This is a genomic window from Pedobacter sp. SYSU D00535 (assembly GCF_017355855.1).
Classification (GTDB): domain Bacteria; phylum Bacteroidota; class Bacteroidia; order Sphingobacteriales; family Sphingobacteriaceae; genus Desertivirga.
In genome coordinates this window covers 292,957-318,878 of sequence record NZ_JAFEWD010000003.1, presented here as the reverse complement: position 1 = coordinate 318,878, position 25,922 = coordinate 292,957, and the positions used below count along the sequence as shown (strand labels likewise).

Below are 25,922 nucleotides of genomic sequence, written 5' to 3'. Positions count from 1 at the left end.
ATGTTAAATTCCAATGGTTAAGTTAAGACCGAAGGTCCGTGTAGACGGGAACTGCGCTGTTTCAAATCCGGTAACGATATCGGTTCCGCTAAGGGTTCCAAATTCAGGATCGAACATAGGCCAAGGAGACCAGATATAAAGGTTTCGTCCATAGGCGCCAATGGTGGCACGCTGCAATCCTAACATCTTTATGGTTTTTGCTGGAAGCGTGTAATCAAAGCGTGCCTCTCTGAACTTGATAAAGTCTGTGCTGAAGGTACTTCCCTCGGCATTGTCGATCCCCATATGAGAGCGATAGTATTCATCGATATCGTAAGTGATTTTATCATTAGGCCGGTACGTTCCGTCGGCGTTTTGAATCACACCGTTACCGATAATTCCGTTGTATCTTCCCGGTAGCGTACTTTTCAGCTTGCCTTGCTCTACCAACTTGTAGTTCATAAGTGAATGAGCTACGGCTCCTACCTGCGCATCGAACAGAACATTTAATCTGAACTGCTTGTAGGAGAAGTTACTGCTAAAGCTTGTTCTGAATTTGGGTATAGTGTTCCCTAGGTAAACCACGTCAGAAGAAATTTTTGCGAAACCGGTGTTCTCATCGTACACCACCTGACCATCAGGTGAGCGAACATAACCACGACCGTAAAGGTCGCCCATACTACCCCCTACCTGAGCAACAATTTGCCCTCCACCAACGGGACCGGTTCGTAATACTACTGAGCTGTCGCCTAGCTCGGTGATTGTATTCCGGTTGGCTGAAAAGATAAAATTCGTACTCCAATTAAAGTTCTTTGTTTTGATAGGCTTAGCATTCACACTCAGCTCCAGTCCCTCATTATTCACCTGCCCGAGGTTGATCAGCATATTGCTAAAGCCTGAGGAGCGGTCGATTACGCGGGTAAGGATCTGATTTTTTGTATTTCCCGTATACAAGGCAAGATCGAATCCCAACCGGTTGCTAAAAAAGTTGACATTCGCTCCTACCTCGTAGGCTGTAGTCATAAGTGGCTTCAAGTCAGGGCTAGGCAACAGCGTTGGATTCGACAGGGATCCACCAGGATATAAACCTCCACCTGCGATACTATAGTTGTAAGATGTTCTGTAAGGCGTTGTTCCGCCGCTACCTACTTGTGCAACGGATGCACGAAGCTTAGCAAAGCTGATCACTTTTGGCAGCTTAAAAAGATCAGAAACAATTAAACTCATGTTTGCAGAGGGATAGAAAAAGCCCACATTGTCAGTTCTCTCCGGCGTCGCCAGTACACTGCTCCAGTCTTGCCGGCCTGTAAGTTCCAGGTGCAAGAAGTTCCGGTAGTCGAAACCGGCTATTCCGTAAAAACTGTTGATGCTATATTTGCTCCTGTCAGGCATGCTTACCAAGGGGCCGGCTGCGTTAGCGATCGTGTAAACTCCCGGATAGGTTAATGAGTCGGCCCTGATCTCGTCTCTATTATAGTTGTTGCGAAGGATGCTACCACCTGCAGATAAAGAAAAATCAAAGTCCTTGCTAACGGCTTTTGCGTACTTCATCAGGAAATCACTACTAACCTCCTGTGAAAAAATATTCTGACTGCGGTAGGATCCTTTGGGCATCCTGGTTCCTGCGTCGTACGGTCGTTCCTGAGCCCTTTGTTCGTATCCCATATCCATTGAGGTACGCAGCTGAAGGCTAAGTTCCTTGCTAAAGTTATAAGTAGCAGAAATATTCCCGGTAACCGTATTACGGTTTGATCTATTGATAAACTCATAGGAAACTGCGTATGGATTTTCCGGAAACGAGCTGTACGGATAGAAGATCCTGCGATTTTCCTGCCCCTTTACCCAATAGTTTTTGAGCCAGTCAAGATCGGCGTTGGGTTGCCAGAAGATAAACCAATACATCAGGGACTGATTACCATAACCAGCTCCCGGAAGATTATCGCTAGACCTGTTATTATAGTTGATCTTTGAAGAGATCGTTAGTTTGTCGTTCACTTTGGAGTTGACCGACAGGGCAACTGAATTCCTTCCATAACCCGTATTGGGAGTGATCCATTTATTGCTCACATTCGTAGCCGAAAAGCGAGCTGTGGTTCTGTCTGTACCACCATCTACACTTACAGTGTTGGTGATTGTCTGACCTGTTTCAAAGAACTTACGAATCTTGTTAGGATAGGCTACCCAGGGAGTACGTTCTGTCCCACGGGCCTGAGTTACCGGATCAAACTGGTAAAACATTTGGCCGTCAAACCGGGGGCCATAGGCCGAACTTGTTCCGCTCGTACTCGCTCCGTCTGCACCCGCTCCAAAGGAGTAGTAGGCCGCGCCGTCTAAGCCCTGCCCATATTCGAACTGCATGTCTGGCCAGCGGTTCACACTCTCCATAGAAGCGTTCGAGTTGAAGGTAATACCCAGTCCTTTACGCTTGCTGCTACCCGCTTTGGTAGTAATAACTATGGCTCCGTTTGCCCCTCGCTGTCCATAAAGAGCAGCAGCGCTGGGTCCAGGAAGTACCGAAACAGATTCAATATCTTCCGGATTAATATCATTAAGTCCACTTCCATAATCCGCAGGCATATTGTCACTTGAAGTACCATAAACAGATTCTCCCGTGTTAGCTGTTCTCCGACCACTACTGTTATTGATCACCACACCGTCCACCACATAGAGCGCCTCATTGTCGCCTGTCAGGTTGTTCTCCCCACGCAAAATGATCTTATTAGAGCCAGCAGGTCCACTGTTTGACCTTACGAGATTCAAACCAGGCACTTTCCCGGCCAAAGCATCCGTCCAGTTACCCGCAACAGCGTCAGTGAGTTGTTCGCCGGTTATAACAGTAGCAGCATAACCAAGTGTCCTTTCCTCCTTTTTGATACCCAGCGCAGTTACTACTACCTCATTCAGATTACTAGTAGAGGGAACCAGACGAATCCGAAGACCAGTTTTGTTTTCTGACAGCGTTAACTGATAGGTCGTATAACCTAGGGCAGTAAAAGAAAGTTGAGTTCCACTTTCCGCAGTTACCCTAAATGAACCGTCCAGTCCGGTCACTGCAAGCGTTCTTTTGTTCTTATCTACGATGCTCACTCCGGGAACCGGTTCTGAATCTTTATCATCAAGCACCACCCCTGTGATGGTTACGGGTGCCAGTTTTTCAATTCCATTAATGCTAGTTGCCAGCAAGGGCAGTTTGACCGTGCAAACAAGCAGCATTGCAATCAAGGCAATTTTCAGCGGGGCCGAAGTCTGAGAAGTCAAGGCCACAGGGGCTCCCAAACTATTCCAATGACCAAATCTGTTACTCATGTCTATTTTATCTGTATGTTATCGTGTAAGCTTTTAAGATTGCGGATGCCGGGGTAGCATCAACTATAATTTCTAATCCCATCAAAGAATCGCTTTTTATCATTTTAATCAGGAAAACGGTCGCTGCCATCGCACTTGCCAATGCTCATGAACCAGCAGAACCACTTCATTATCAGACTGCGAAACTATCGGGGATTTGTTAGGAGAAGACTAAAGCAACATTAAGCTTAATTGCCATAAAGCGTCGGTTTTTTAAATTTTCATTAATTTTTGAGAAAAAAATGACCCCTTGAGGAAAGATCGACAACATTGAAACTACACAGTCCTAACATTGAGATAACTTAGAACAAGTATCTACCTGCAACAGAGTTGATTAAGAAATGAGGGTGGTGTTAAGAAACACATTCAGTAGAAAGAGTGAGAAAAAACCGCAAATAGACATTTTAAGAAGGAGTGTCATTTTCTGCCCCGCTATCGCTAAGCAGGAACTTGGGCTTCGTTCCCTGAGCGGGGAGGCGGAAAGCGTTTACCGCCGTACCTAAAAAACAAAATGTCCGACAACGCAAATTGTCGGACACTTAAGCTGACTTGCTGGTTGAATCACAACCGTCAAGTTCAGGGCACTGCAAAAAGAAGGTTTTATTTTAATCTGGATGGATTGTACGCGATCAGATAGTCGGTTCCAGCTCTTACTCCTGCCATTTCATTTTGGGGAGAGGTTAATTGAAGGCCTTCCTTCACACTCAGGAAAACGCCCGTCAACAACTCTGGCATAAGCCGTGCGGAGAATGTGGGGTAATACTTTTTTTCGAGCTTTTCTTTTTCGGATGCCGTTCCCATGCACAATTCCCAGCCATCCACCTTGAAGCCATACTCGTTGGCGCAATTTTTCAATTCAAAGATGTAGCTTCTTACCTGATTCTCAACTGTTAGTTTCGACATATTTATTTCTTTTTATGTTTAAATTGTAATTCGTCCTTCGACACCAGTGTCTTTCCTGCCTGATAGGCTGATTTCTCCTTTTTTCGCGAGACTAGCTAAAGGAGCTTTTTTCTTGTCTCTGCTCATGATTTATTCAACAGCATGGCCGTTTCGAGCTTGCGAATATTGGATTCCACCAATACGATGTTCAGGTTCTCATAATTATCCACTCTGTACTGCTTCAGCCGTTCTAAGCCTTTTGCTCCTTCTTTAAGAAGTAGATTGATATACGATAGCGCACCCGCTTTCGCCATTTCCATCGCCACAATCAAACCCGGATATTCATAGAACATCGAATCCCCGAAGGGAAGGTGGTAGGACGAGGGCTTGCCATCGCGGGCCGCAATCACGTTACTCTTAAAGTCGTTAGCGGACATCGGGGATACGGCAGTGCCGTTTTGATACACCCGGTAATACATAAAGATCTTCTTCATTCTATTTGTACGATTAAAGCGGCGCTTAAATACTACCGGAGAAAATGGCAATGCCTAAGTGGAGGGCTGTTTGGAATTTCTTAAATGTACACATTATTTATTGATAATCAGCGTGTTTTATTCACTGAACTAAAAATACCCCTTCTATTCGAGCAGATCCGCGTCTAAACGTGATTCGCAGGGAATGACGCAAATCCCCCGTTAACTTGTCGGAAACCGTCCCCTCCTACTGCGGGGACATCGGTATTTTTGCATGGCAGCTTGTACCATTTGCCAACTAATCCTTCAAACGAAAAACCAATGAAAGAAGCACAAATACCTCAAGACCTGGCCGTAGCTCCCCGCACCTCCATCTGGAAGGAGCTGAAGGATGTCATTATGGGCACAGAAGCCGACTATACGCAAATCCGCCTGAAAAAAGCCATCTTTCTACTGGCAGTACCTATGATACTGGAGCTGGTAATGGAATCTACCTTTGCCGTGGTAGATATCTATTTTGTGAGCCGGCTCGGCGCTTCTGCGGTGGCAACGGTAGGACTGACGGAAACCTATTTATTCCTGCTGTACTCTATTGCGATGGGATTATCGATGGCCATTACTGCCACCATTGCCCGAAGAGTGGGTGAAAAAAACAGGGAAGATGCTGCCGTGTCGGCCATCCAGTCGATCTTTCTCGGCCTGCTCGCTTCTATCCCTTTCGCCCTGGCTGGTATTTTCTACGCGAAAGAGCTTCTTAGCTTAATGGGCGCTGACCAGTGGTCTATAGACCATGGCTACCGCTACACCCGGTGGATGCTGGGTGGGAACGTGGTTATCGTTCTCCTGTTTGTCATCAACGCTATTTTTCGGGGGGCCGGAGACGCCGCTATTGCCATGCGGATCTTATGGATCTCCAACGGATTGAATATCATCCTTTGCCCCCTTCTTATTTTTGGCTGGGGACCTCTTCCTTCGCTGGGTATTGAAGGAGCGGCAATCGCCACCACTTTAGGCCGGGGAATAGGTGTGCTCACTCAGCTGTGGCTCCTTTTTAAGGGAGGAAAACATATCGGGATCAAGCTGTCTCAGGTACGCTGGCACTTCAAGATCATGGCCGGCATCTTCCGGACGTCCTTGGGAGGCATCGGGCAAATGGTAATTGCCATGACTTCCTGGATCTTTTTAATGCGCATCCTGGCAGAAGTAGGTAGCGAGGCTGTCGCCGGATCTACCATCGCTATGCGTATCATGATGTTTACGATGATGCCTGCCTGGGGAATGTCTAACGCGGCAGCAACACTGGTAGGCCAGAACCTGGGCGCCGGCAACCCGGACCGGGCCGAGTCTGCGGTTTGGAAGACCGGCTTTTACAACATGATCTTCCTGGTCTGCGTCTCTATCGTCTATTTCTTCTTCAACCGCGCACTCATGCAAATTTTTACACAGGATGAAAGGGTGATAGCTGTAGGTGCCGAGTGGCTGCGCATCCTTTCCTTCTCCTACTTTGTATACGGCTGGTGGATGGTCTCTACCTCGGCTTTTAACGGTTCAGGAGATACCAGGACTCCAACCCTGATCAACCTTGTTTTTTTCTGGCTGATACAGATTCCCTTGTCCTATTTCCTCGCAATTCAACTGGACCTCGAGCAGACAGGAGTTTTCTGGGGAGTTTTTGTATCGGAGACTTCCGTAGGCATCTTTACCGTATGGCTTTTTAGCCGCGGCAGCTGGAAAAGGGCCAAAGTCTGAGAAAGATAATAGAGAGCCTGGGAGGTATGGCGATGTTTGAAATAACGCAATCAAACAAAAGCCTTTTTCTTCCGTCCTTGGAGAAAAGCTTTGACGACATGTAACAATCTCGTCAAACTACGACTGAAAAGCTTTTGCACTTGCGTAAGTCAATTAAAGTTAGACATTTGTATTTGTGAAACAGCCATTGCACTCCTATCGCTTCTGTCAAAGCACCTCTATCGAGGCCCGGCGTTGTCGTGCAATTATTTCAATTTCTCATCTCTCCTACGCTTTCTTAAAAAGTAGTAAAGACTTTATTAATTAAGCCCCAGCGTGTCTTCATGACGCTGGGGAGCAGTGATTAAGTATCCATTTTTTACTGTCTTAATTATTTTTTATGAAGTTCCTTCAAGATGCTAAATTTTTACTCCGCCTCCTTGAGATTGCAGTTAAAACTGTGATGAGGGCGTTGTTGAGCGTTTATTACCATCTTGTATCGACTTACACCCATTTCGGTTATTCTTTTCGTACAGCGAGCAAAGACTTTATCAAGTAAGCCCCAATCCGACAATCGGCATTGGGGCCAGTAGAAAAACTTCCCGTTTTTAACTGTCTTAATAAAGTTTCATGAAAAAATTGCGATGTCAGTCCCGGCTGGGGCTTGGCCTTATTTCCCTTTTTCTGATCAATTGTCTACTGGTAGCATGCACGCTACTTTCCGCGCACTCCCTACCTGCTGTTGCGGCCATATTACTGGCCTCTTTTCAGCTCTTCATTCACCACCGGTTGCAAAAAAACGATGGATCAGATAAAGGGCGGCGTTTTATAAACCGCTTAATCGAGCGTGTCTGGTTCTATGTCCCAAATATCGTCAGCAACGGGAACAAGTTGCGAGCGCTTACCAGAGCTGAACGCATCCTCATCAAAAGAAGATCTGCCAAGCAGGCGGTAGAGAAACATCTGCTCAGCTTTGCAGCACAGCTGGATGGCCTGGACACCAAGGGCACTCATCTGATGTTTGACCAGAATCTGAAAGTGAGTATCGGCACGTCAGCATGTAAAAAGCCGTATCTGATGAGTGTTTTAAATGCTGGTGTTTCCAGTCTTAGCCGTTTTTCTGCGGACACTATTTTTTCTCTCAGCGAAGCATCCAATGTAGAGGGTTTTGGGCTGGCCACGGGGATAGACGGCATCCGGCCGGAACACATCCGGGGAGGCGGCGACTTGCTGTGGCAGTTCAGTCTCGATTATGTTACTATGAAGAACTTTTTAGGTTCTCCCGAAGAGCTGGCATTCCGGAGGAACTCGTCAAGGGCCTATGTAAAGATGATTGAGTTGCTTATCACCAGCCCGGATAAAGCTAAATCCCTGAACATTCCAGCGCTATTCAAGCAACGGATTGGGAAAGACGGGGAGGATGGGACAAGATCGCTCAGGGAAATAAAGGAAATCCTTCAATTTATTGCAAAGCTGAGAGAGGTCTCGGGAGGAAAGCCCGTGGGAATCAGAATACCTATTCGCGGAACAAGTACGCTGATCTCCTTAACGCTTGGTATGCGGCAAACGGGCTTGTATCCGGATTTTATCACCATCGACGAAGAACTTTGCAGCACCAGCTTTTCAAAAAATGGCGCGACGGTCCAAAAGACAGCGCTTGAACTTCTTTCGTTCAGCCAAAAGTTATTTGAAAAGTTCCGGGTGCCGAGTGCACTGCTTTTTTCAGGGATGGTAGTAACGGAATTGGATGTGTTAAAAGCCCTCTCACTTGGCGCTTCTGCCTGCATCTCTACGCTCCCGATGGCTTATGCCTCCCGAACGGCTCACTCCTGGTTTTCGGAAGACCCTTATGCCAGGAGCATGCACGTAGCTAATTATCATAGAAACATAGTGGCGGGATTGACGGCTCTTTCGAAGACGCTGCGGGCGAGTCAGTCGAAAAATGATAATGTGCCACCACCATATTTTCTAAAAACGGAGAGCCCTTTCACTGCGGCGCCGGTATTCATATCGGCCCGGATGAAAGACAGCTTTCCACCTATAATGAACAATTAATAACTACCGATATCATTCTAAAAAAAATTAAATGGAAACTACGCAAATAGTAATTCTAAAAAAGGATGAGGAAATCCTGAAGACCCACTTAGCAAAAAGTCAGCTATCGGATTTTAACAAGAATAAGTTAGCGTCTGAACTAGAGAACGCCCAAATTGTGAAAGATGGCGTACTTCCCCCCGACGTCGTTTGCATCGACTCGGAAGTGGAAATCATGGCGGTAGAAGGGAAACAGAAGTTCCGCTTTCAGCTGGTGATGCCCGCCGAGGCAAATATGAAAAAGAACAAAATCTCGGTATTCGCTCCCATCGGGATCGCCCTGTTAGGTAATAAGGTTGGAGCGAGAGTACAGTGGGAAATGCCCAACGGCCTCCAGACATTTGAAATCCTAAAAGTGGATCAGAAACTATTCGAGCGGAGCTTATAAATCTGCTCCGCTCAATCAACCTCTCGTTGCGGAGGGTAAGCTTTTGGTATGGAGAGGCCGGAAGGCAAGTTTTAAACACTTAATCTTTTGTAATGAAGAAGAACCACCTGATACTTTGTGAGAGCGACTTTGAAGCTTTAACAAACTATTGTTCAACCAGCAATAATGCCCTTGGTGCCCATAATCAGGAGAAACTGATGGTCGAGCTGAGTGAGGCGAAAGTGGTAGCAAGAGACAATTTACCACTGAACGTAGTGGCTACTAACTCTAAAGTACTTATCTGGAATATGACCAAAGGACAGACGTTTACTGTACACATTGTAAGTCAGCAGGAGATGCACAGAAAAGATCACCGGATTTCGGTTTACGACTCCCTGGCTATTGCTTTGTTAGGATACGCTACCGGGAGTATTGTGGAGTGGGAATTAGGCGATGGGCTGAACCGCTTACAGGTAATGTCGGTAACCCAGTTGAACACTGAAACGTCTAACCACTAAATCACGAGAGTTGAAAAAATTACTAAGCGATACTGTGGATGTACAGTAACCAGACCAGCTAAACACACACAATTGAAGTAAAAAAGCCGACACCATCTCCTGCTGTCGGCCTTTTCCTTGTACTTCCCTGTTCCGGAGGTGTTTTCCCTCCTTCTACCACATTGAACCGTAGACCGGGCCTGTATAGGAAGAATAAGCAACAATTTTTTGAGGAAAGTCGTCGGCAGTAACGACCTTTCCGGCAGTTGGCGAGCTGTCCGTCGATGAACTGCCTGTTTCCGACATAGTTACCTGCGCCTGTTCTGTTAATGCGGAAGTTTCCGAATCAACACCACGATTAGCTGTAGTTGCATCAGGGCTTTCTTTTGAAAAGCTGCGGAGGCCCAGGGCTCTGGCAGCACTATTAAGTAAACGAAACAAACCCATAATCGTAAAATTAAGTTGTCAGAGAAGTACAAAGAAGGTGCCAGAGGACACCCGTTCCAAGTCGAACTGGCTAGCCGGGAGTATTCATAGCCAGCAACGCTAATGCTTGCCCTGCCCTAGAGTTCTGAATGCAAAAGTGTCCTGTCTGCGAAAATAAAAAGGTCATTGCTGTCCTATTTAATTACGAGATCAAACTTCAAATTGGCATTGATATAAAATTCCGCACTTTTGTCAAGAGCTGGCGTGTAACGTATTCCCGGGCCAAGATTGAATTCAAAACTGAATACATCCCACACCGACTTCTGGATACCCCAGGTTCCGTAGCCAGCAAAAAAAGAATTATGTTTTAGTCCTTCCACGTTCGTCTTAGCATCAAACATATAGCTAGCTCCTAATCCCACGAAATCAAAGGAGTTATTGGAAACATTCTTCTTTCGGGCCGTTCTCTTTTTGATGTTGTAATAATGCCTCAGCTCAGAAGAGATAGCTGGAACCCAGGAGTAAGTATTCTTATTTTCGAAAGCCGTTTTAACATAGCCGCTTCCGTCGTAAAAATCATAAGATGACTTGGCGGGATCCACGTAGCTATAACGCATGTACAAGGCGCTTCCCGCCATATAATTGACCGAGCTTTCGATATAAACGGTCGCCGAAGCCGACAACTTTCGCTCATAGCTGGCGCCGGCTCCCAGGAGCTTCAGCCCCGCTTTAAATTGATGAGCTTTGAGAAGGGAGTCTTGAGTCTGGGCCGTGGAAGATAAAGCCGAAAATAAGATAAATAGAAAAGGTGCAATAAGTACGTGATAAAGTAAAGGTTTCTTCATCCCGCAAATTTATATCTTTCACAAAACCGCAACAAGAGGAAGAGTTTATCATTTACCGGATTGCGTGTGGGCCTTTTAGAGACGGACAATTCGTAAGCAGGCGATTTCGAAGGCACGTTAGAACTTAGAATGGAGCTGCCTCTCTGTTGATGCTTCAAGGATCCGGAAGGTGCAAGTCTCTACTTCAAAGGAAACGCTGTCCTTCATTTTTCCATAAACTTTAGCACTTTTATGGACTAGGATTGTTAATATGGTAGCGCCTTCAGGGGGTGGGACTAAAAAACGACATGGAAATATCTTATACACCCGTCGCCTGGGATTACAGGGAGCAGATCGAAGAAGCAATCAACAAGAAGAGCAGCGGCAAAATCTTTTACTTCGCGGCTGACCAGACAGTTGCTGAGCTTTCAGGGGGAATACGTGAGATGCAAGATCAGCGCGGAAAAGGAGTCTTTATCCACTTAGAACCGTCTGGTAGTATCAGAATCGACCGGATTATTACTTTGTTCGGCAAGCCTGCTGCGGCCTACGACGAGTACGATGCCTTCGCCAATGCCTGCCTGGATTGTATGGGCGGCTATGATAAGGACCAGCTGGACGCTATGTAAAAGCGCTACACTTTGGGCTACACCTGCTCTATCGGAATTGCTTCGGTTTCAGCTGCTGGCCTGCAAGTTCTGCTATCTCTGCAATGCGTTTCTGCCGGGTATCTGCCTGCTTTGCCAGCACCAGCCATGTTAAAATTTGCTTCTTCGCAGACTTGCTTAAACTCATAAAATAATCCCTCGAACCTGGAAAATTTTGGAACGCTGCATCCAAATCTGCCGGAATGTTAAGTTCTTCCACCTCATCCAGAATAGACCAAAAGCCATTTTGTTTAGCTATCTCAATACTGGCAAAACCAGCTTCGGTCATCAAGCCCTCTCTGATTAGGCGCTCCACTTTTTCCTTGTTGATCTTCGACCATACGCTTTGAGGCTTCCTTTTGCAAAAGAACTGCATCAGCCGCTCTTCGTCCAGCGCCCTCAGCGTGCTGTCGATCCAGCCGAAACACAGGGCTTCGTCTACCGCTTCTCCATAACTAAGCGTGCTTTTGCTGGCCTTCGGTTTATAATAAACCAACCAGACAGAGGGTTTGGAACGATGGTTTTCTTCCAACCACTCCCGCCACTCCTGGCGATTGGCGGGACAGAAGCTTTCTATTTCTTTTTTTTCCATGTCTGTTCTCTAAAAATCACCTGCTACTTCAGCTGATAGGATGCTGCCGGAGCCGGAATTGGAGGAAGAACTTTGGTCGGCTCCAGTGCCGCGGCCTCTTTAATACCTTTTCCGCTTACGTTATAAACGCTTAGCAAAGGACCAGAATAGCCGGTGACCGTTATGTCCCTGATTTCCGCCTTCCTGATGTTTGCCAGTGAAATCCCTTTGCGACAGGTGCCGCTTATGTTCTTTAACGAAAATCCCTCCAAGGGCTTGTCCGGATGAATGGAAGTACCATCTACCAGCACAGGAACATCCGTCACACGCACATTTGAAAAATGAAAATCTTTGATAGTAGGAATCCCCTCATGACCCGGCACCGGCACCTGATCCTGCAGACCACTTCCCAGGATATTGAAACGAAGGAAGCCGCCTTCCATGCCTGAAACTTCCAGATTCCGGCAAACGATGTTTTCTATAAAGGCGCCTCTCCCCGGTCGGCTCTTGATATAAATCGCGTGGGTCTTGGCTTTCGTGAACTTGCAATTCTCTATGAGCAAGTTTCGGATCCCACCTGAAGTCTCACTTCCGATGCCAATGCAGGCGAAGATAGTGTCGGCAAAAGTGCAGTTGCTGATATGGACATCTTCGGTGGTTCTTAGCAAGGAATAGCCTTCCATCCCCCGACCCGACTTCAGGGAGATACAATCGTCGCCCGTTTCAATATCACAGCCATCAATCCGCACGTGCTTGCAGGAGTCGATATCAATACCATCTCCATTACCACCCGTACTCCGGATGTAGAGATTTTTGATGGAAATGTGATTACATAAGGTGGGATGGATGGACCACATCAAATAATAGCTGGTAGAAAAATCTTCCATCCGGATGTGGTTACAGTTGATCGGCTCAATCAAGGCCGGGTGACGCAAGGGGTTCTGCGCATTCGGCCTCCCGCCCAGTGCCCGGTTGCCGGTAATTTTCCCCGGTCCGACGATCCCGATATGGTCAGCATCAAAAGCATAGATCAGACTTACGTGTCCTTTGATCCATTTACCCTCCCAGCGTACCTGACTTACGGGGTAATCAGCAAAATCGGGTGTTCCAAGTATCTCCGCATCTTTCTCCAAACGAAGGGTGGTATTGGAACGCAGCTGTATTGCCCCTGTCAGATAGGTTCCTTTCGGAAAAAGCACCTCCCCTCCTCCCAATACTCCGCAGCGATCGATCGCTTGCTGGATCGCCAGCGTGTCTTTCGTCTGCCCATCGCCGGCCGCACCGAAATCTCTCACGTTGAGGACTAGTTTCGGCTTTTGGGTATCTGGTGCCGGTGAAATAGTACTTTTTTCTGTGGGATAGGATTCCGCAAAGCCAAGTCTCGATGCAAGAACTCCAGCTCCGGCAAGAGCCGATGTTTTCAAAAATAAGCGACGTGTATTATTAGTATCTTTCATTCTTGAGGATGATGGTTTGTTAGTACATCGGTTTTAATGGATAGGCAATTGCCCCGTCTAAACTTAGACAATGTGATGGTGAATTGCAAGGATGGGGTGAAGGTGAAGTTGAACCACCTCCGCCTGCGGCACCTCCGTGACAGTCAAGACGGAAATCTGGAAATATTCCACCTCCGCCAGCGGAGGACAGTTGTTAACAGCACATGTAGGTTAATAACCAAAGTAGTCTTTATCAAGAACCTGCCTGTTGCTTCAATACATTGAAAAACGTATGCCCTCAATAGCACTGAAGCCGAGCACCGCTGTCCTCCGCTGGCGAGCCTGTCCCGAATCAAATTTCGGGAAGGTGGCGAAGCCGGAGGTGGTATTTAATTAAAAAACGATCCTACATTTACTAAAAACTCCCCTCTTCCAAACAATCGACAGACCGTAAAACCTATTTCCAAATAATTTGAAGCTTTACCACCTCTGTCCGAATCAGCATGTTTTACCACCTCCGCCTGGCGGCACCTCCGCCAGCGGAGGACAGTTGTTAACAGCTGTTGTAGTTTAATAAGTAGAGTCATTTCTATCTACAATTTCCCTTTGCTCCCATATTGTGAAAAAGGTCTGCCCTCATTAGTGCTGCAGCCGAGCACCGCTGTACTCCACTGGCGAGCCTGTCCCGAATAAAATTTCGCGAAGGTGGCCAAGCCGGAGGTGGTGATAGCATCCAAAATTCAATAACAAAAACTTATCTTAGAGTTTGTACCTAAACATGAAACCGCAGCAACCAGACCAATTCAATTACTACAATTCCAACCTCCAGCCTTTCGCCTATCGCCTTAGAAGAGAAATGACTAAAGCCGAGGCCTGCTTGTGGAAATATGCGTTGAAAGGCAGAAAGCTCAACGGAGTACAATTCAGAAGACAAAGACCAGTTTTGAACTATATCGCCGACTTTATGTGCCAGGAACTTGAATTGATCATCGAGGTAGATGGGTGGACACATACCTTGCAAGAAGTCGCCGACAAGGACGAGGAACGGCAGAAAAATCTCGAGGCTGCAGGATTCACGGTGCTTCGCTTTTCTGACGAAGAAGTACTTCAAGATATTAATAAAGTCATTTGGGCAATAGAAGATAAGGTAGCGGAGCTGAGGAATAAGGACCAGGACTTGTAGTCATTCCCTCCGTTTTGGCTTTAAAAATGGGAGTGAAGTTGCACCACCTCCGCCTGCGGCACCTTCCCGATGAAGCGGGACTGGCTCGCCAGCGGAGGACAGTTGCTAACAGCACATGTAGCTTAATAACACATGTAGTCTTTATCAAGAACCTGCCTGTTGCTTCAATACATTGAAAAACATAAACCTTCCATTGGCACTAAAGGCGAGTAGTACTGTCCTCCGCTGGCGGAGGTGGCGAAGCCGGAGGTGGTGGTTTACTCCGAAGTATACGCAGCTAGTTGCGTTTTTGCTTCATCATTGAAAAACAGACATCCTAAGCTAACACCAAAGGCGAGCACGGCTGTCCTCCGCTGGCGGAGGTGGCGAAGCCGGATGTGGAGATTTTAACCCGAAGTAGAGGTAGCACAGTAATCAAAGTTGAAATGTGCGTTTTTGCTTCATTCCCATTGAAAAAAACATTCTAAGCTAGCACTAAAGGAGAGCCCTGCTGTCCTCCGCTGGCGAGCCTGTCCCGAATCAAATTTCGGGAAGGTGGCGAAGCCGGAGGTGGTATTCCTCCCCAAGTCGCCGAAACTATCACCCAGCCTTCCTGATTATATCCCCTGCTAAAGCACCCAGCGTCTTTAATGCAAATTCAATTTCCTTATTTAGCGGTGTGCCGAAGCAAATGCGAATGCAATTGGTAAAGCGGGCATCGGTACTAAAAATATGGCCGGGAGAAATACTGATATTATATTTCAAGCCGAGTTTGAACAGTTCAAAAGCATCAATTTTAGGATCCAGCTCCAGCCAGAGTACGTACCCTCCCTTCGGCTGACTTACCTTCGTCGACTCGGGGAAATACTCTGAAATTGCTCGGGTATACAGCAAGCTTTGCGTATGCAGCGTCTTTCGCAGGTTACGCATGTGCAGGTCGTAGCGGCCTGTTTCAAAAAAGCGTCCCACCGCAGCCTGGTTAGGTGTAGCGGAAGAGACGGTATGCATCAGCTTAATATGCATCACCTTGTCCTTAAACTTACCCGGAATACACCAACCTACCCGGTACCCCGGAGCCAGCGACTTCGAGACGGAAGAGCAAAGAAGCACCAGACCTTTTTTATCGAAACTCTTGCAGGTCCGGGGTCTCACATTTCCGAAATACAATTCCCCGTAAATATCATCTTCGATCAGCGGAATCTCTTTTGCGGCCAGCAGTTCCACCAACTGCTTTTTCTTCTCATCCGGCAGGGTGCATCCCAATGGATTGGTAAAATTGGTTACGAACAGACAAGCCTTTATCGGCACCCGTTCCATCGCGCTCTCCAAATACTCCAGACTAATCCCGTCTTGCGGATGTGCAGGTATTTCGAGCACCTTCAAGCCCAGGCTTTTCATTACATTAAAAATGCCAAAGTAAGTGGGTGTATCGATCGCTATGGTATCTCCCGGCTCTGCCACTGCCTTCAGACAGAAAACCAGGGCTTCCATACATCCCTGGGTGGTCACAACGTCCTGCTCCGTGACATTCCCACCCCAGTTGAAGGCGTACTTTGCTACCTGTTTCCGAAGGCTTACATTTCCCTGTGTGCTTTCATAGCCAGTGCAAGCGTCGGCACTTTCCCTGATCGACTCACTCAGGGTTTTGCTCAACTTCTTAACCGGAAGAAGTTCTGCAGAAGGGACAGCGATGGACAGCCGGATCAGGCCTTCTGCATTTAAATTCCCGTACACCATCGCTACGATATCATCCACACTGGCTTCTTCGGGAACTCGCTTCTCCAGCGTCGTAGTAGAAGGAACGGAGCGTGCTGTTCGCCTAGAAACGTAATAGCCGGATTTAGGCCGGGCTTCCACCAGCCCCTTTATCTCCAGTTGGGTATAGGCCTTGAAAGCAGTAGAAAGACTAACCCCCTGCTCTTTACTCAAGGCACGCACCGAGAGCAGCTTCTCCCCCGTCTTTAAAACTCCGTCCAGAATGTTCTTTTCCAGCTTATCCGCCAGCTGGTTGTATAGAAAATCTTCATCTGCAAGGGCAACTTCTGCTTTCATACCAAAAATCTGTTATGCTCAAATTTATAAAATCTGAATCTGTTTTCCTCTTTCTTTTTGACTGACCTTTGAGCTATCATAATCTAACGGAGCATGGAAGTAAAACTAAAAGCATACCTGGCACTGGCGTTCATTTGTATAGTTTGGGGAACTACCTACCTCGCCGTACGTGTGGGAGTGCAAGACTTCCCTCCCTTTTTGTTCATGGGAATGAGGCAGTCCATGGCGGGAATCCTACTCTTCGCTTTCGTGATCATTTCGGGCAAAAGAGCGAGCCTGAACTGGAGCACTGTGCGACTACAAATCGTTCCCGGCATCTGCATGATCACGTTTGGGAACGGGATTGTAGCTTGGGCAGTGCAGTACATTCCCAGCGGTATTGCAGCCCTTATTTGCTCGATGATCCCACTGTATGTGATCCTGATCAACCTCATGATCAATCGGAAAGAACGCCCCAACTGGCAGATCATACTCGGAACTATACTCGGTCTTGCCGGCATCGTCCTGATTTTTCGGGATCACCTCCTGGAGCTAAAAAACAGGGAATACCTGGCAGGGATAATCATCACCATCGCTTCCTGCATATCCTGGGCGGCGGGCACCATCTATACACAGAAAAACAAGAGTGCGTCTGATCCTATTCTGAATGCCTCCATTCAGCTGTTTATCGGGGGTGCCGCTCTCCTGCTGATCAGTACAGTATTTGAGAAAGATACGGTTATCCCGATGCTATCCGGGAAGGCGCTTTTTGCCTGGATCTACCTGGTGCTGTTTGGTTCGGTAGCTGCCTTTGCTGCTTATTTATATGCTTTATCCAAGCTGCCTGTCGCACTTGTTACCGCCTACGCGTATATAAATCCGCTGGTGGCAGTGATCCTCGGCTTTCTGCTGCTGAACGAGCAAATCAATAGGTACACTGTTTTGGCTGCCTTAGTAATTGTATGCGGAGTATACCTCGTGAACAGCGGCTATCGCCTTCAACATAAATCATAACAAAAAATGCAATGAAAAAAATCGGACTAATTGCAGGGATGTCATGGGAAAGCTCTGCCATCTATTACAAACACATCAACCAGTTGGTAAACAAGCGACTTGGGAAAGCGCATGCTGCTGAAATTATCATGTACAGCGTAGACTATGAACCTTTTCTGCAATTAGGCGCAGAAGGCCGGTGGGATATCATATCGGAACGCACAAACAATATCGCTGAGAAGTTGAGCACCGCCGGGGCTGATTTCCTGATGATCTGCTGCAATACCGTTCACCTCGTGGCGGAGGAGTTGGAGGAGCAAGTACAGGTGCCTTTTATTCATATTGTGGATCCCTGTGGGGAGGCAATTCAAAGGCATGGCTTAAAAAAAGTGGGACTACTCGGAACCCGCCTTACCATGGAACGTGATTTCTTCAAGCAGCGTTTGGCAGAGAAATTCGGAGTCGAGACAATGGTCCCGGAAGCAGCAGACCGCCAATATCTGGACAATGCAATCAAGAACGAGTTTTGTAAGGGCGAGTTCCTTCCCGAGACTAAAAAAGAATTCCTGCGGATCATTGAAAAGCTGCAAGCTGCCGGCGCCGAAGGGGTAATTCTGGGTTGTACAGAAATTCCGATTCTTATCCAACCTGAAGATGTGGCCCTTCCAACATTCGATACAACGTTCCTTCACTCGCAAGCCGCAGTTGAGTTTGCATTGAATTGATCCTATGTAATTGTTAATTTCCTTAATCACTTCAATATGACTATGCCTAAAACATCTCTAATGATACTCGTGGCCGGACCGTATCGTTCGGGCACAAATGACGATCCTCATTTGATAGAAGCCAATGTGAAGGCCATGACCGACACCGCATTAGAACTTTATACAATGGGACACCTTCCCGTATTAGGAGAATGGTTTGCTTTGCCTTTAATTGAGGCAGCGGGTTCTAAAGAAACGGGAGATGAGATCTTCAACCGAATCTTCCACCCGGTTGCCATCCAGCTGATCGATCATTGCGACGCGGTGCTTCGGATAGGAGGCCCTTCCTCGGGTGCAGATGAAATGGTCAAGACCGGTAGGGAGAAAGGGAAACGTATCTTTATGAGCAAAGACGAAATACCTACCTTGAGTTGACATGATTCAGATAATCCCACATAAAGCAACATGGCGGCAGGAGTTTGAACAGCTGGGCCGGGAACTGACAGCTACCCTCGGCAACCTCATAGAGGGCGTCCACCACATCGGCTCGACGAGCGTGCCCGGCCTTGCTGCAAAAGATGTTATTGACATCCAGATCTCGGTAAACGATTTTGAGCTTGTCCTAGTGGAGCAGCTCAGCACCCTCGGATACCGGCAACTGGAGCATATCAAGAGCGACCATCGTCCGCCTGGAATGGAGCACCTTCCGGAAGCTGATCTTTACAAGTGGTTCTTTCAAAAGGATGATCGAGCTGTGAACCTTCACGTCCGAAAGGTCGGTACTTTTAATCACCGCTATGCCCTGCTCTGCCGCGACTATCTCCGAAGTAATACCGCAGCGGCTAAAGCCTACGAAGCGGTAAAAGTGAATTTAGGGAGGTACTTTCCGCAGGACATGACCGCCTACTACCATATCAAAGACCCTGTCTTCGACGTCCTGATGGCAGGGGCAGAAATCTGGGCTGCGGGAGAGAACTGGCAGCCGGAAAAATTAGATATCATCAGTTGAAATAAAACTAGCAAGCACATGAAAACCGCAGTAATCATCATATTTGACGACTTTACAGATATCGACGTTTTTTTACCATGGGATCTTCTCAATCGGGTGAAAGCCTTTGTTCCTGACTTTACCGTTAAGATCATCGGGACAGGCAGCGTACACACATCTTCTACAGGAATAGATCTTGCAACCCATGCTTCAATTGAGCTCTGCTCTACCGCCGACCTGGTAGTCGTTGCCAGTGGAAAAGGCACAAGGACCTTGATCAAGGACAATGAGTTCCTGAGTCGCATTCACCTTGACCCCGACCGCCAGGTGATTTGTTCTCTGTGTACGGGTTCACTTATTCTCGCGGCGCTCGGTCATTTAAAAGGTCTTTCTGCCACCACCTATCCTACTGCATTCGACCTGCTTCGCTCCTATGAGGTGGACGTAATTGAAAATGAGTCGCTCGTTATTCAGGGCAATATCGCAACTGCCGCCGAATGTCTTGCTGCCATCGAACTAATGAGTTGGGCAATAGGGAAACTGTTTGGGGAAGATATCAGTTCAAATGTTTTAGCTACAGTGACCCCAAACGGAAAAACGATAAGTGTATGACAAGCGGAATCTACCAGGCAAGTCCTCCACTTTATCCAAACCTGATTGATATCTGGGAGACCTCCGTAAGAGCCACCCATCATTTCCTTGCAGAAGAAGATATCGGATTTTACAAGGAGTTGCTTGCCACGTATCTTCCGCAAATAAAGGTTTACTGTGTGAATCATGGTAATCAGCTGGCAGGATTTATCGGTTTGAGCGAGGGGATGGTGGAAGCCCTTTTTGTACATCCTGCATTCACAGGGAAAGGCATCGGCAAAAGACTTTTGCAGTTTGCGGTACAGGAGCACGGAGTGAACCGGGTAGACGTCAACGAACAAAACCAGGAAGCCCTGGGCTTTTACGAGCACCATGGCTTTGAAATTATCGATCGTACTGAGCTGGATCCGGCTGGCAAAAACTATCCCATCCTCATGTTGCAGTTGCCAAAGGAGTATCGAGCGAAAAGACTACCAGTAAGTTAAGGGCCTTAAAGAAAAAGATTGGCTGATACTACAGCAATTACTGCGCAGGCGGCAAAGCCAGACGGGGTATTTGTACCATCTGTTCACTTATGCTCCTCTTGCAAAATTATTACAAGAAAAAATTCGAATGTAATGTATCTTCGGACCAGGAAACAGCTGACAGGCATTTACCTGCCGACAGCAAATTGACAACCACATTATAAGACGAAATATTGCATGAAAAAGCTCTTCACCTATCTGATAGGAATACTCATGTGTTCCTCTGCATTTGGACAGAAAAACCACCAGGGACCGCGGAAGTTCTTGCTCCGTGATGAGGGTCTTTCACAAGTGAGTTTGGTAAACCTTGATGATTCTACCAGGAATTGGATGGTGAAAGTGCCTGCGGGCCGGGATCTGCAGCTGGTAGGGAACGGACGAGTGTTGATCGGAACCGGCAATGGTTATGAAGAACTGGATATCACTTCCGGAAAGAAGCTGAAAGAAGTAACAACCTATCCGGGAGCGGTGATGGCCCGGCGTCTAAAGAACGGCAACACGCTGCTTGTAGGCTTTAACTGGGAAGGTAAAAAGGGGGCAGTGCTCTTGGAAGTAGCAGACGACGGCAGCAAAAAGAAAGTCTTGAACTTTCCGGAATACGACTACGTGCGGCTGGTGAGGGAAACGAAGAAAGGCTATCTAGTTCCTGCTAATAAAGTCGTGTTTGAATCAGATGCTAACGGAAAGATCATTTGGAAAGCACAACTAACCGGACCACAAAAAACGAACTCCTGGCAGGCTCTGCCTGCTGGCAAAGGAAAAATTGTAGTGAGCGCCGGGTACGCAGGTAACTTCCAGATATTCGACAAAGAAGGCAAGGCACTTACAACCTTCACCGGTCCTGAAAATGTAAATCCTAACTTCTTTTCAGGCTACCAGATCCTGAAAAACGGCAACTATTTAGTAACCAACTGGCAGGGACATGGCCCGAACTATGGAAAAAGCGGCCACCAGCTGCTCGAGTTTACGCCGCAAGGAGAACTGGTGTGGTCCTGGAAACAAGATCCCGCTAAGTATTCGTCCTTACAGGGCGTTCTGGCATTGGATGGATTGAATCCGGAATACCTGTACGTCGAGGGCAAAAAAGGAAAACTGAAAAAGGTAAAATAAGATAACCGATTCAGAAAATACAAAAGGCTGACAGCGTTTCAAACGCTGTCAGCCTTTTTTGTTAGATATCCTCTCGTTATTAATACGAATACTTCATTTCGCAGAACTCCTACGTTAAATATTCCACTGCCACAGCGCCTTCTGCTTTCCTTTGATATTTCTTGCTATCGCTTCGAAAAATTTTGCGGCTATATGCTTTTTCAACATTAGTGATGATATCATCACCACCAGCCGATCGTCTACTCACCCCACTGTTGCCTATTTCTTAAAAATTCGTGACGAATTTTTGCTTTGTTTATGCCGAAAATCATTTTGAGTGGAGAAAGATGCTGCAAAATTGCGACTGCAAGCAAGTAAAGCACAATGAACATAGTTTTCAGCTATCCCATATAGATTAAAGTGATTGTGAGCTCACCCTTTCTTGTCATAGTTTTACAGCCTGATGCTTGCGGAACAGCAGCACAATTCAACTAATTTAAGTTCAACAACTATGGATAAAAACTCAAACGACATCAGCAAATGTCCGTTCCATAACGGCAGCATGAAAAATAATGTTGCCGGGGGCGGTACCCGAAATCAGGATTGGTGGCCTAATCAGCTCAAGTTAAACATCTTGCGTCAGCATTCTCCGCTATCGAACCCGATGGACAAAGATTTCAACTATGCTGAAGCCTTTAAGACCCTTGACCTTGAAGCCGTTAAACAAGACCTGCATGCCTTGATGACCGATTCGCAGGATTGGTGGCCTGCAGATTTTGGACATTACGGTGGTCTGTTTGTCCGTATGGCCTGGCACAGTGCCGGTACCTATCGTGTGACTGATGGCCGCGGTGGAGGTGGTGCAGGCCTACAGCGCTTTGCTCCGCTTAACAGCTGGCCTGATAACGTGAACCTGGACAAGGCCCGCAGACTGCTTTGGCCAATCAAGCAGAAATATGGCCGCAACATATCATGGGCAGATCTAATGATCCTTGCAGGTAACGTAGCGCTTGAATCTATGGGCTTCAAAACTTTTGGATTTGCTGGTGGGCGCGAGGATGCCTGGGAAGCTGACGAATCAGTTTACTGGGGATCAGAAAGAACATGGTTAGGTGGCGATCTGCGGTATGCACACGGCTCAGAAGGAGTAGTCGAAGATCATGGCGTACTGGTTTCTGACGATAATGCAGACGGAAAAATCCACAGCCGTAATCTGGAAAAGCCGCTTGCTGCAGTTCAGATGGGTTTAATCTACGTAAACCCTGAGGGCCCCGATGGCAACCCCGACCCTGTTTTGGCCGCTAAAGACATTCGCGATACCTTCGGACGTATGGCGATGAATGATGAAGAGACAGTTGCCCTGATAGCTGGCGGACATAGTTTCGGCAAAACACATGGCGCCGCATCTGCGGAGCATGTAGGTAAAGAACCAGAAGCTGCTGATTTGGAAGCGCAGGGATTTGGCTGGAGTAATAGCTATGGTTCAGGAAAAGGTCCGGATACCATTACCAGTGGGTTAGAGGTTACCTGGACGAAGACCCCGACGCAGTGGAGCAATAACTTCTTTGAAAACCTGTTTGGCTTTGAGTGGGAACTCACTACCAGCCCTGCCGGTGCTCATCAATGGGTGGCTAAAGATGCTGAAGAAATTATACCGGACGCGTATGATAGCACCAAAAAGCATCGCCCAACCATGTTGACGACCGACCTGTCTTTAAGGTTCGATCCCGTTTACGAAAAAATATCCAGACGCTTTCTGGAAGATCACGACGCATTCTCCGATGCCTTTGCCCGTGCCTGGTTCAAATTGACCCACCGGGACATGGGGCCGAAAGCACGTTACCTGGGCCCGGAAGTTCCTCAGGAAGATTTGTTGTGGCAAGATATCATTCCGGCTGTGGATCATGTATTAGTTGATGATACTGATATCGCCCTACTCAAACAACAGATCCTCGCTTCAGGCTTAAGCATTTCTGAACTTGTTTCTACTGCCTGGGCTTCAGCTTCTACCTTCCGGGGATCGGATAAGCGCGGCGGGGCAAATGGTGCACGGATCCGCCTGGCTCCTCAAAGATACTGGCGGGTAAACAACCCGGTACAATTGCAAAAAGTATTAGGTGTGCTGGAGGGTATCCAGGCAGCATTTAACAGTGCTCAAACAAGCGGCAAAAAGATTTCATTAGCCGATTTAATTGTATTAGCGGGGAATGCTGCAGTAGAAAAAGCGGCTAGTGATGCGGGCCACGACGTAACCGTTCCGTTCAAGCCTGGCCGCATGGATGCTTCCCAGGAGCAGACTGACGTGGAATCCTTCGGCTACCTCGAACCTCTTGCTGACGGTTTCCGTAATTACCGCAAGCCTGGTCTTCGTGTATCTACAGAAGAACTCCTGGTAGACAAAGTTCATTTACTTACGCTTACGCCGCCAGAGTTAACCGTACTGATGGGAGGCCTGAAGGTAATCAATATCAACTTTGACGGTTCCAACCATGGGGTACTTACCTCCAGGCCGGGTCAGCTGACGAATGATTTCTTTATCAACTTACTTGATATGCGTACGGCATGGAAGGCTAAGTCACCAGACAAAGAACTATTTGAAGGAAGCGATCGTTCTACCGGAGCGCCAAGGTGGACAGCTACACGGGCAGACCTGGTGATCACTTCACATGCCGAGTTAAGAGCAGTGGCAGAGGTCTACGGAAGTGCGGATGGTGGAGAGAAGTTCGTGAAAGATTTTGTAGCGGCCTGGAACAAAGTGATGAACCTCGACCAGTTTTAAGGTATAAACTGATCCTAAAAATGGCTTTACCAGTGGTAAGGCCATTTTTGGTTAACCTCCGCCTGAAGCGCCTACTAGGGAGCTTCTCATCGCCACTGGTGCCAAATTTGGATTTATGGAAAAGCTCATAAATTTCATCCTAATGAAAAACCTTTTCCATGAAACAGCTGAACTTCTTAACCCTCTGCATCCTGGCCATACCACTCCTGTTCTTTGCCTTTACCCCAGAGAAATACAAGGACAACGATCCCAATGAGCTGTTATACTCCGAGCAGGCCATTAAGCGACTTCAAAAGGAGATCGAATTGAAGAATGCGAGCTTTAGAGCGGATGTCCCGGCCTCCTTCCTCTCTGTACCCCAGGGGACGGCCGCTTACCTTTCAATAAAAGGAGATGGGGTTGCTCAAATCAAAAAACTAATAGATGGCGGGTCTCGCTGGCAGCAGGTCTCTGCCCTTCTGAAAGCTGGAGAAAGAGCCGACTCGATCTACTTCATCAAAATAAAAACAGAGAAAGGCGTTTCCTTTTATCCTCTGGAGCTGAACAGGGAGAACTGGTCATCTGTCGATACAAAAGTACCGGATCACTACGACCAGGATTTAACCGGTAGCTGGGTCTATTCACACTATCCCCGAACGAGCTATAGTAATGAGCGTCTCGTCGCCCTCTTTATCCGAAAAGAGCTACGGCCCAAACTACTGCCCCAGGCGGCAGCCGCTTGCATTCGCTACGCCGATCACTTGATCGACACGAACAGCAGCATCTTTACCAAGGCTGGCAACAACACCTTCAGAGGTTTCACTTATGGTAATAACCCCATGGTGGATAGGGTATTGAAGCTGGCACACAGTCTGCCCGGCAAACCCGAATGGAAGGCGAACGTCAGCGAAACGAACCGGCAGAACTATGAACAGCAGTACAATGACTGGGAAGCAAATAGAAAAGCCGACCTGGAACAAAAGCTGTCGAAAACGGAGGAGTTCCAAACAGCTTTGACAGCTGCGTATAAGGAGGTCATAGCCAATGACACAGCCAGTCATTTGTACATGAACGAATTCGAAACCTATGTGGAGAAGTACCTGTCGCCCGCAGCCGCCCTGGATTTGAAGCGCAGGCGGGTGGTGGTAGGTGCATGCAGCATGGACCAGTCGCCCATCATGCACGCTGCGAATATCGCCAGGCTTGCGGGTGAAACTTGCTGTATGGAAATTCCTGCCAAGAAGTTGCACACCTGGCACGGGTGGGGGCCCTTCAAAGGGATCTGCACCTAGCTAATCATCGATCACTTGCTTTCACCTACAGCATGCAGTTGGTGATAAAATTCGCGCCCCCCCTTTCAGCTATCAACTTCAAATTATCGATTATTGGTCCCCACATCCCGTTCTTCGAATGCCATTCAGCACCAGTATTTCTCTTGTCGTTTTCGAGGCTTGTCTTTCTCGCACAAATGGCTTCTGAAATCTTCTTAATTAAAAAATCCGGTGTACTTTCAGCCCTTTTTCTAATTACTTCAGGGTCTTCGGAATAATAATATGAAATTAAATAGCCAATCAGCCCCTCTAAAAATAAGTTGACATCAATCTCATCGTCCAAGATATTACAGACTTTAACCCAAAACCTCATTTCAAACACTTGCTCATTTTGTGATAAATAATCCTCTATGTATTTTTTATAGCTACCAAAGGGCCAATGTCCCCCGTATTCTCGATCTGGAATATAATACTTGTCCTTTCCCAAAACAAAGTCGAGTAGTTGATCACTTTCGATAGCCTCTGAAAATAAATTCATTATT

At 47.2% G+C, this 25,922-nt stretch carries 24 protein-coding genes; 15 read left to right on the top strand and 9 right to left on the bottom strand.

Annotated elements, in window-relative coordinates:
* Positions 1-3: 3 nt before the first annotated feature.
* The 3 genes from J4N23_RS09400 to J4N23_RS09390 all read right to left on the bottom strand — a co-directional run bounded on the left by J4N23_RS09400 (position 4) and on the right by J4N23_RS09390 (position 4,700).
* Positions 4-3,285 (bottom strand): SusC/RagA family TonB-linked outer membrane protein, encoded by a 3,282-nt coding sequence (locus J4N23_RS09400; protein ID WP_242689169.1) that lies wholly within the window; start codon positions 3,283-3,285, stop codon positions 4-6.
* A 639-nt stretch (positions 3,286-3,924) separates the two neighbouring features.
* Positions 3,925-4,227, bottom strand: a complete 303-nt coding sequence (locus tag J4N23_RS09395) for a hypothetical protein (RefSeq protein WP_207426709.1) — start codon at positions 4,225-4,227, stop codon at positions 3,925-3,927.
* A gap of 122 nt (positions 4,228-4,349) precedes the next feature.
* Positions 4,350-4,700 carry a hypothetical protein gene (locus tag J4N23_RS09390; protein WP_207426708.1) on the bottom strand — a complete coding sequence of 117 codons (351 nt, stop codon included), beginning with the start codon at positions 4,698-4,700 and terminating at the stop codon, positions 4,350-4,352.
* Between the two features lie 300 nt (positions 4,701-5,000).
* Here J4N23_RS09390 and J4N23_RS09385 point away from each other — a divergent pair, with 300 nt between their 5' ends.
* From J4N23_RS09385 to J4N23_RS09370, 4 genes are all read left to right on the top strand, one after another.
* Positions 5,001-6,428 carry an MATE family efflux transporter gene (locus J4N23_RS09385; protein WP_207426707.1) on the top strand — a complete coding sequence of 476 codons (1,428 nt, stop codon included), beginning with the start codon at positions 5,001-5,003 and terminating at the stop codon, positions 6,426-6,428.
* A gap of 609 nt (positions 6,429-7,037) precedes the next feature.
* Complete coding sequence (locus J4N23_RS09380; protein WP_207426706.1) at positions 7,038-8,462, top strand: hypothetical protein; 1,425 nt, start codon at positions 7,038-7,040, stop codon at positions 8,460-8,462.
* 31 nt (positions 8,463-8,493) lie between these two features.
* Positions 8,494-8,889, top strand: coding sequence for a GreA/GreB family elongation factor (locus tag J4N23_RS09375; protein WP_207426705.1), 396 nt, complete (start codon positions 8,494-8,496; stop codon positions 8,887-8,889).
* Between the two features lie 92 nt (positions 8,890-8,981).
* The gene (locus tag J4N23_RS09370; protein ID WP_207426704.1) at positions 8,982-9,386 is read left to right on the top strand and encodes a GreA/GreB family elongation factor; all 405 of its coding nucleotides are present in this window, start codon (positions 8,982-8,984) and stop codon (positions 9,384-9,386) included.
* Positions 9,387-9,539: 153 nt separating this feature from the next.
* On the opposite strand, the gene J4N23_RS09365 is transcribed toward J4N23_RS09370, so the two are convergent.
* Positions 9,540-9,812, bottom strand: a complete 273-nt coding sequence (locus J4N23_RS09365) for a hypothetical protein (RefSeq protein ID WP_207426703.1) — start codon at positions 9,810-9,812, stop codon at positions 9,540-9,542.
* A gap of 173 nt (positions 9,813-9,985) precedes the next feature.
* Positions 9,986-10,636 (bottom strand): hypothetical protein, encoded by a 651-nt coding sequence (locus J4N23_RS09360; protein WP_207426702.1) that lies wholly within the window; start codon positions 10,634-10,636, stop codon positions 9,986-9,988.
* Between the two features lie 287 nt (positions 10,637-10,923).
* Between J4N23_RS09360 and J4N23_RS09355 the strand changes: the two genes are divergently transcribed.
* The gene (locus J4N23_RS09355; RefSeq protein WP_207426701.1) at positions 10,924-11,244 is read left to right on the top strand and encodes a hypothetical protein; all 321 of its coding nucleotides are present in this window, start codon (positions 10,924-10,926) and stop codon (positions 11,242-11,244) included.
* 28 nt (positions 11,245-11,272) lie between these two features.
* Here J4N23_RS09355 and J4N23_RS09350 read toward each other — a convergent pair whose 3' ends face one another.
* A complete protein-coding gene (locus J4N23_RS09350) occupies positions 11,273-11,854 on the bottom strand; it encodes a YdeI family protein (protein ID WP_207426700.1) in 582 nt (193 codons plus the stop codon).
* A 23-nt stretch (positions 11,855-11,877) separates the two neighbouring features.
* Positions 11,878-13,290 carry a glycoside hydrolase family 28 protein gene (locus tag J4N23_RS09345; protein ID WP_207426699.1) on the bottom strand — a complete coding sequence of 471 codons (1,413 nt, stop codon included), beginning with the start codon at positions 13,288-13,290 and terminating at the stop codon, positions 11,878-11,880.
* A gap of 757 nt (positions 13,291-14,047) precedes the next feature.
* Between J4N23_RS09345 and J4N23_RS09340 the strand changes: the two genes are divergently transcribed.
* Entirely contained in the window at positions 14,048-14,452 is a 405-nt protein-coding gene (locus J4N23_RS09340) for an endonuclease domain-containing protein (protein WP_207426698.1), read from the top strand.
* Positions 14,453-15,031: 579 nt separating this feature from the next.
* Here the strand turns inward: J4N23_RS09340 and J4N23_RS09335 are convergent.
* A complete protein-coding gene (locus tag J4N23_RS09335; RefSeq protein WP_207426697.1) occupies positions 15,032-16,483 on the bottom strand; it encodes a PLP-dependent aminotransferase family protein in 1,452 nt (483 codons plus the stop codon).
* Between the two features lie 93 nt (positions 16,484-16,576).
* Between J4N23_RS09335 and J4N23_RS09330 the strand changes: the two genes are divergently transcribed.
* The 9 genes from J4N23_RS09330 (at position 16,577) to J4N23_RS09290 (ending at position 25,401) form a co-directional block, all read left to right on the top strand.
* Complete coding sequence (locus J4N23_RS09330; RefSeq protein WP_207426696.1) at positions 16,577-17,476, top strand: DMT family transporter; 900 nt, start codon at positions 16,577-16,579, stop codon at positions 17,474-17,476.
* 11 nt (positions 17,477-17,487) lie between these two features.
* A complete protein-coding gene (locus J4N23_RS09325; RefSeq protein WP_207426695.1) occupies positions 17,488-18,180 on the top strand; it encodes an aspartate/glutamate racemase family protein in 693 nt (230 codons plus the stop codon).
* Between the two features lie 42 nt (positions 18,181-18,222).
* Complete coding sequence (locus J4N23_RS09320; protein WP_207426694.1) at positions 18,223-18,594, top strand: DUF4406 domain-containing protein; 372 nt, start codon at positions 18,223-18,225, stop codon at positions 18,592-18,594.
* A 1-nt stretch (position 18,595) separates the two neighbouring features.
* Positions 18,596-19,168 (top strand): GrpB family protein, encoded by a 573-nt coding sequence (locus tag J4N23_RS09315; protein ID WP_207426693.1) that lies wholly within the window; start codon positions 18,596-18,598, stop codon positions 19,166-19,168.
* A gap of 18 nt (positions 19,169-19,186) precedes the next feature.
* Positions 19,187-19,759, top strand: a complete 573-nt coding sequence (locus J4N23_RS09310) for a DJ-1/PfpI family protein (protein WP_207426692.1) — start codon at positions 19,187-19,189, stop codon at positions 19,757-19,759.
* Complete coding sequence (locus J4N23_RS09305) at positions 19,756-20,223, top strand: GNAT family N-acetyltransferase (protein WP_207426691.1); 468 nt, start codon at positions 19,756-19,758, stop codon at positions 20,221-20,223. Before J4N23_RS09310 ends, J4N23_RS09305 begins: the two co-directional genes overlap by 4 nt.
* Before the next feature lie 216 nt (positions 20,224-20,439).
* On the top strand, positions 20,440-21,372 hold the full coding sequence (locus J4N23_RS09300; protein ID WP_207426690.1) for a hypothetical protein: 933 nt from the start codon (positions 20,440-20,442) through the stop codon (positions 21,370-21,372).
* Between the two features lie 490 nt (positions 21,373-21,862).
* Positions 21,863-24,130 (top strand): catalase/peroxidase HPI, encoded by a 2,268-nt coding sequence (katG, locus tag J4N23_RS09295; protein WP_207426689.1) that lies wholly within the window; start codon positions 21,863-21,865, stop codon positions 24,128-24,130.
* Between the two features lie 158 nt (positions 24,131-24,288).
* On the top strand, positions 24,289-25,401 hold the full coding sequence (locus J4N23_RS09290) for a hypothetical protein (RefSeq protein WP_207426688.1): 1,113 nt from the start codon (positions 24,289-24,291) through the stop codon (positions 25,399-25,401).
* A gap of 25 nt (positions 25,402-25,426) precedes the next feature.
* Here the strand turns inward: J4N23_RS09290 and J4N23_RS09285 are convergent, their stop codons facing one another.
* On the bottom strand, positions 25,427-25,918 hold the full coding sequence (locus tag J4N23_RS09285; RefSeq protein ID WP_207426687.1) for a hypothetical protein: 492 nt from the start codon (positions 25,916-25,918) through the stop codon (positions 25,427-25,429).
* Positions 25,919-25,922: the final 4 nt, after the last annotated feature.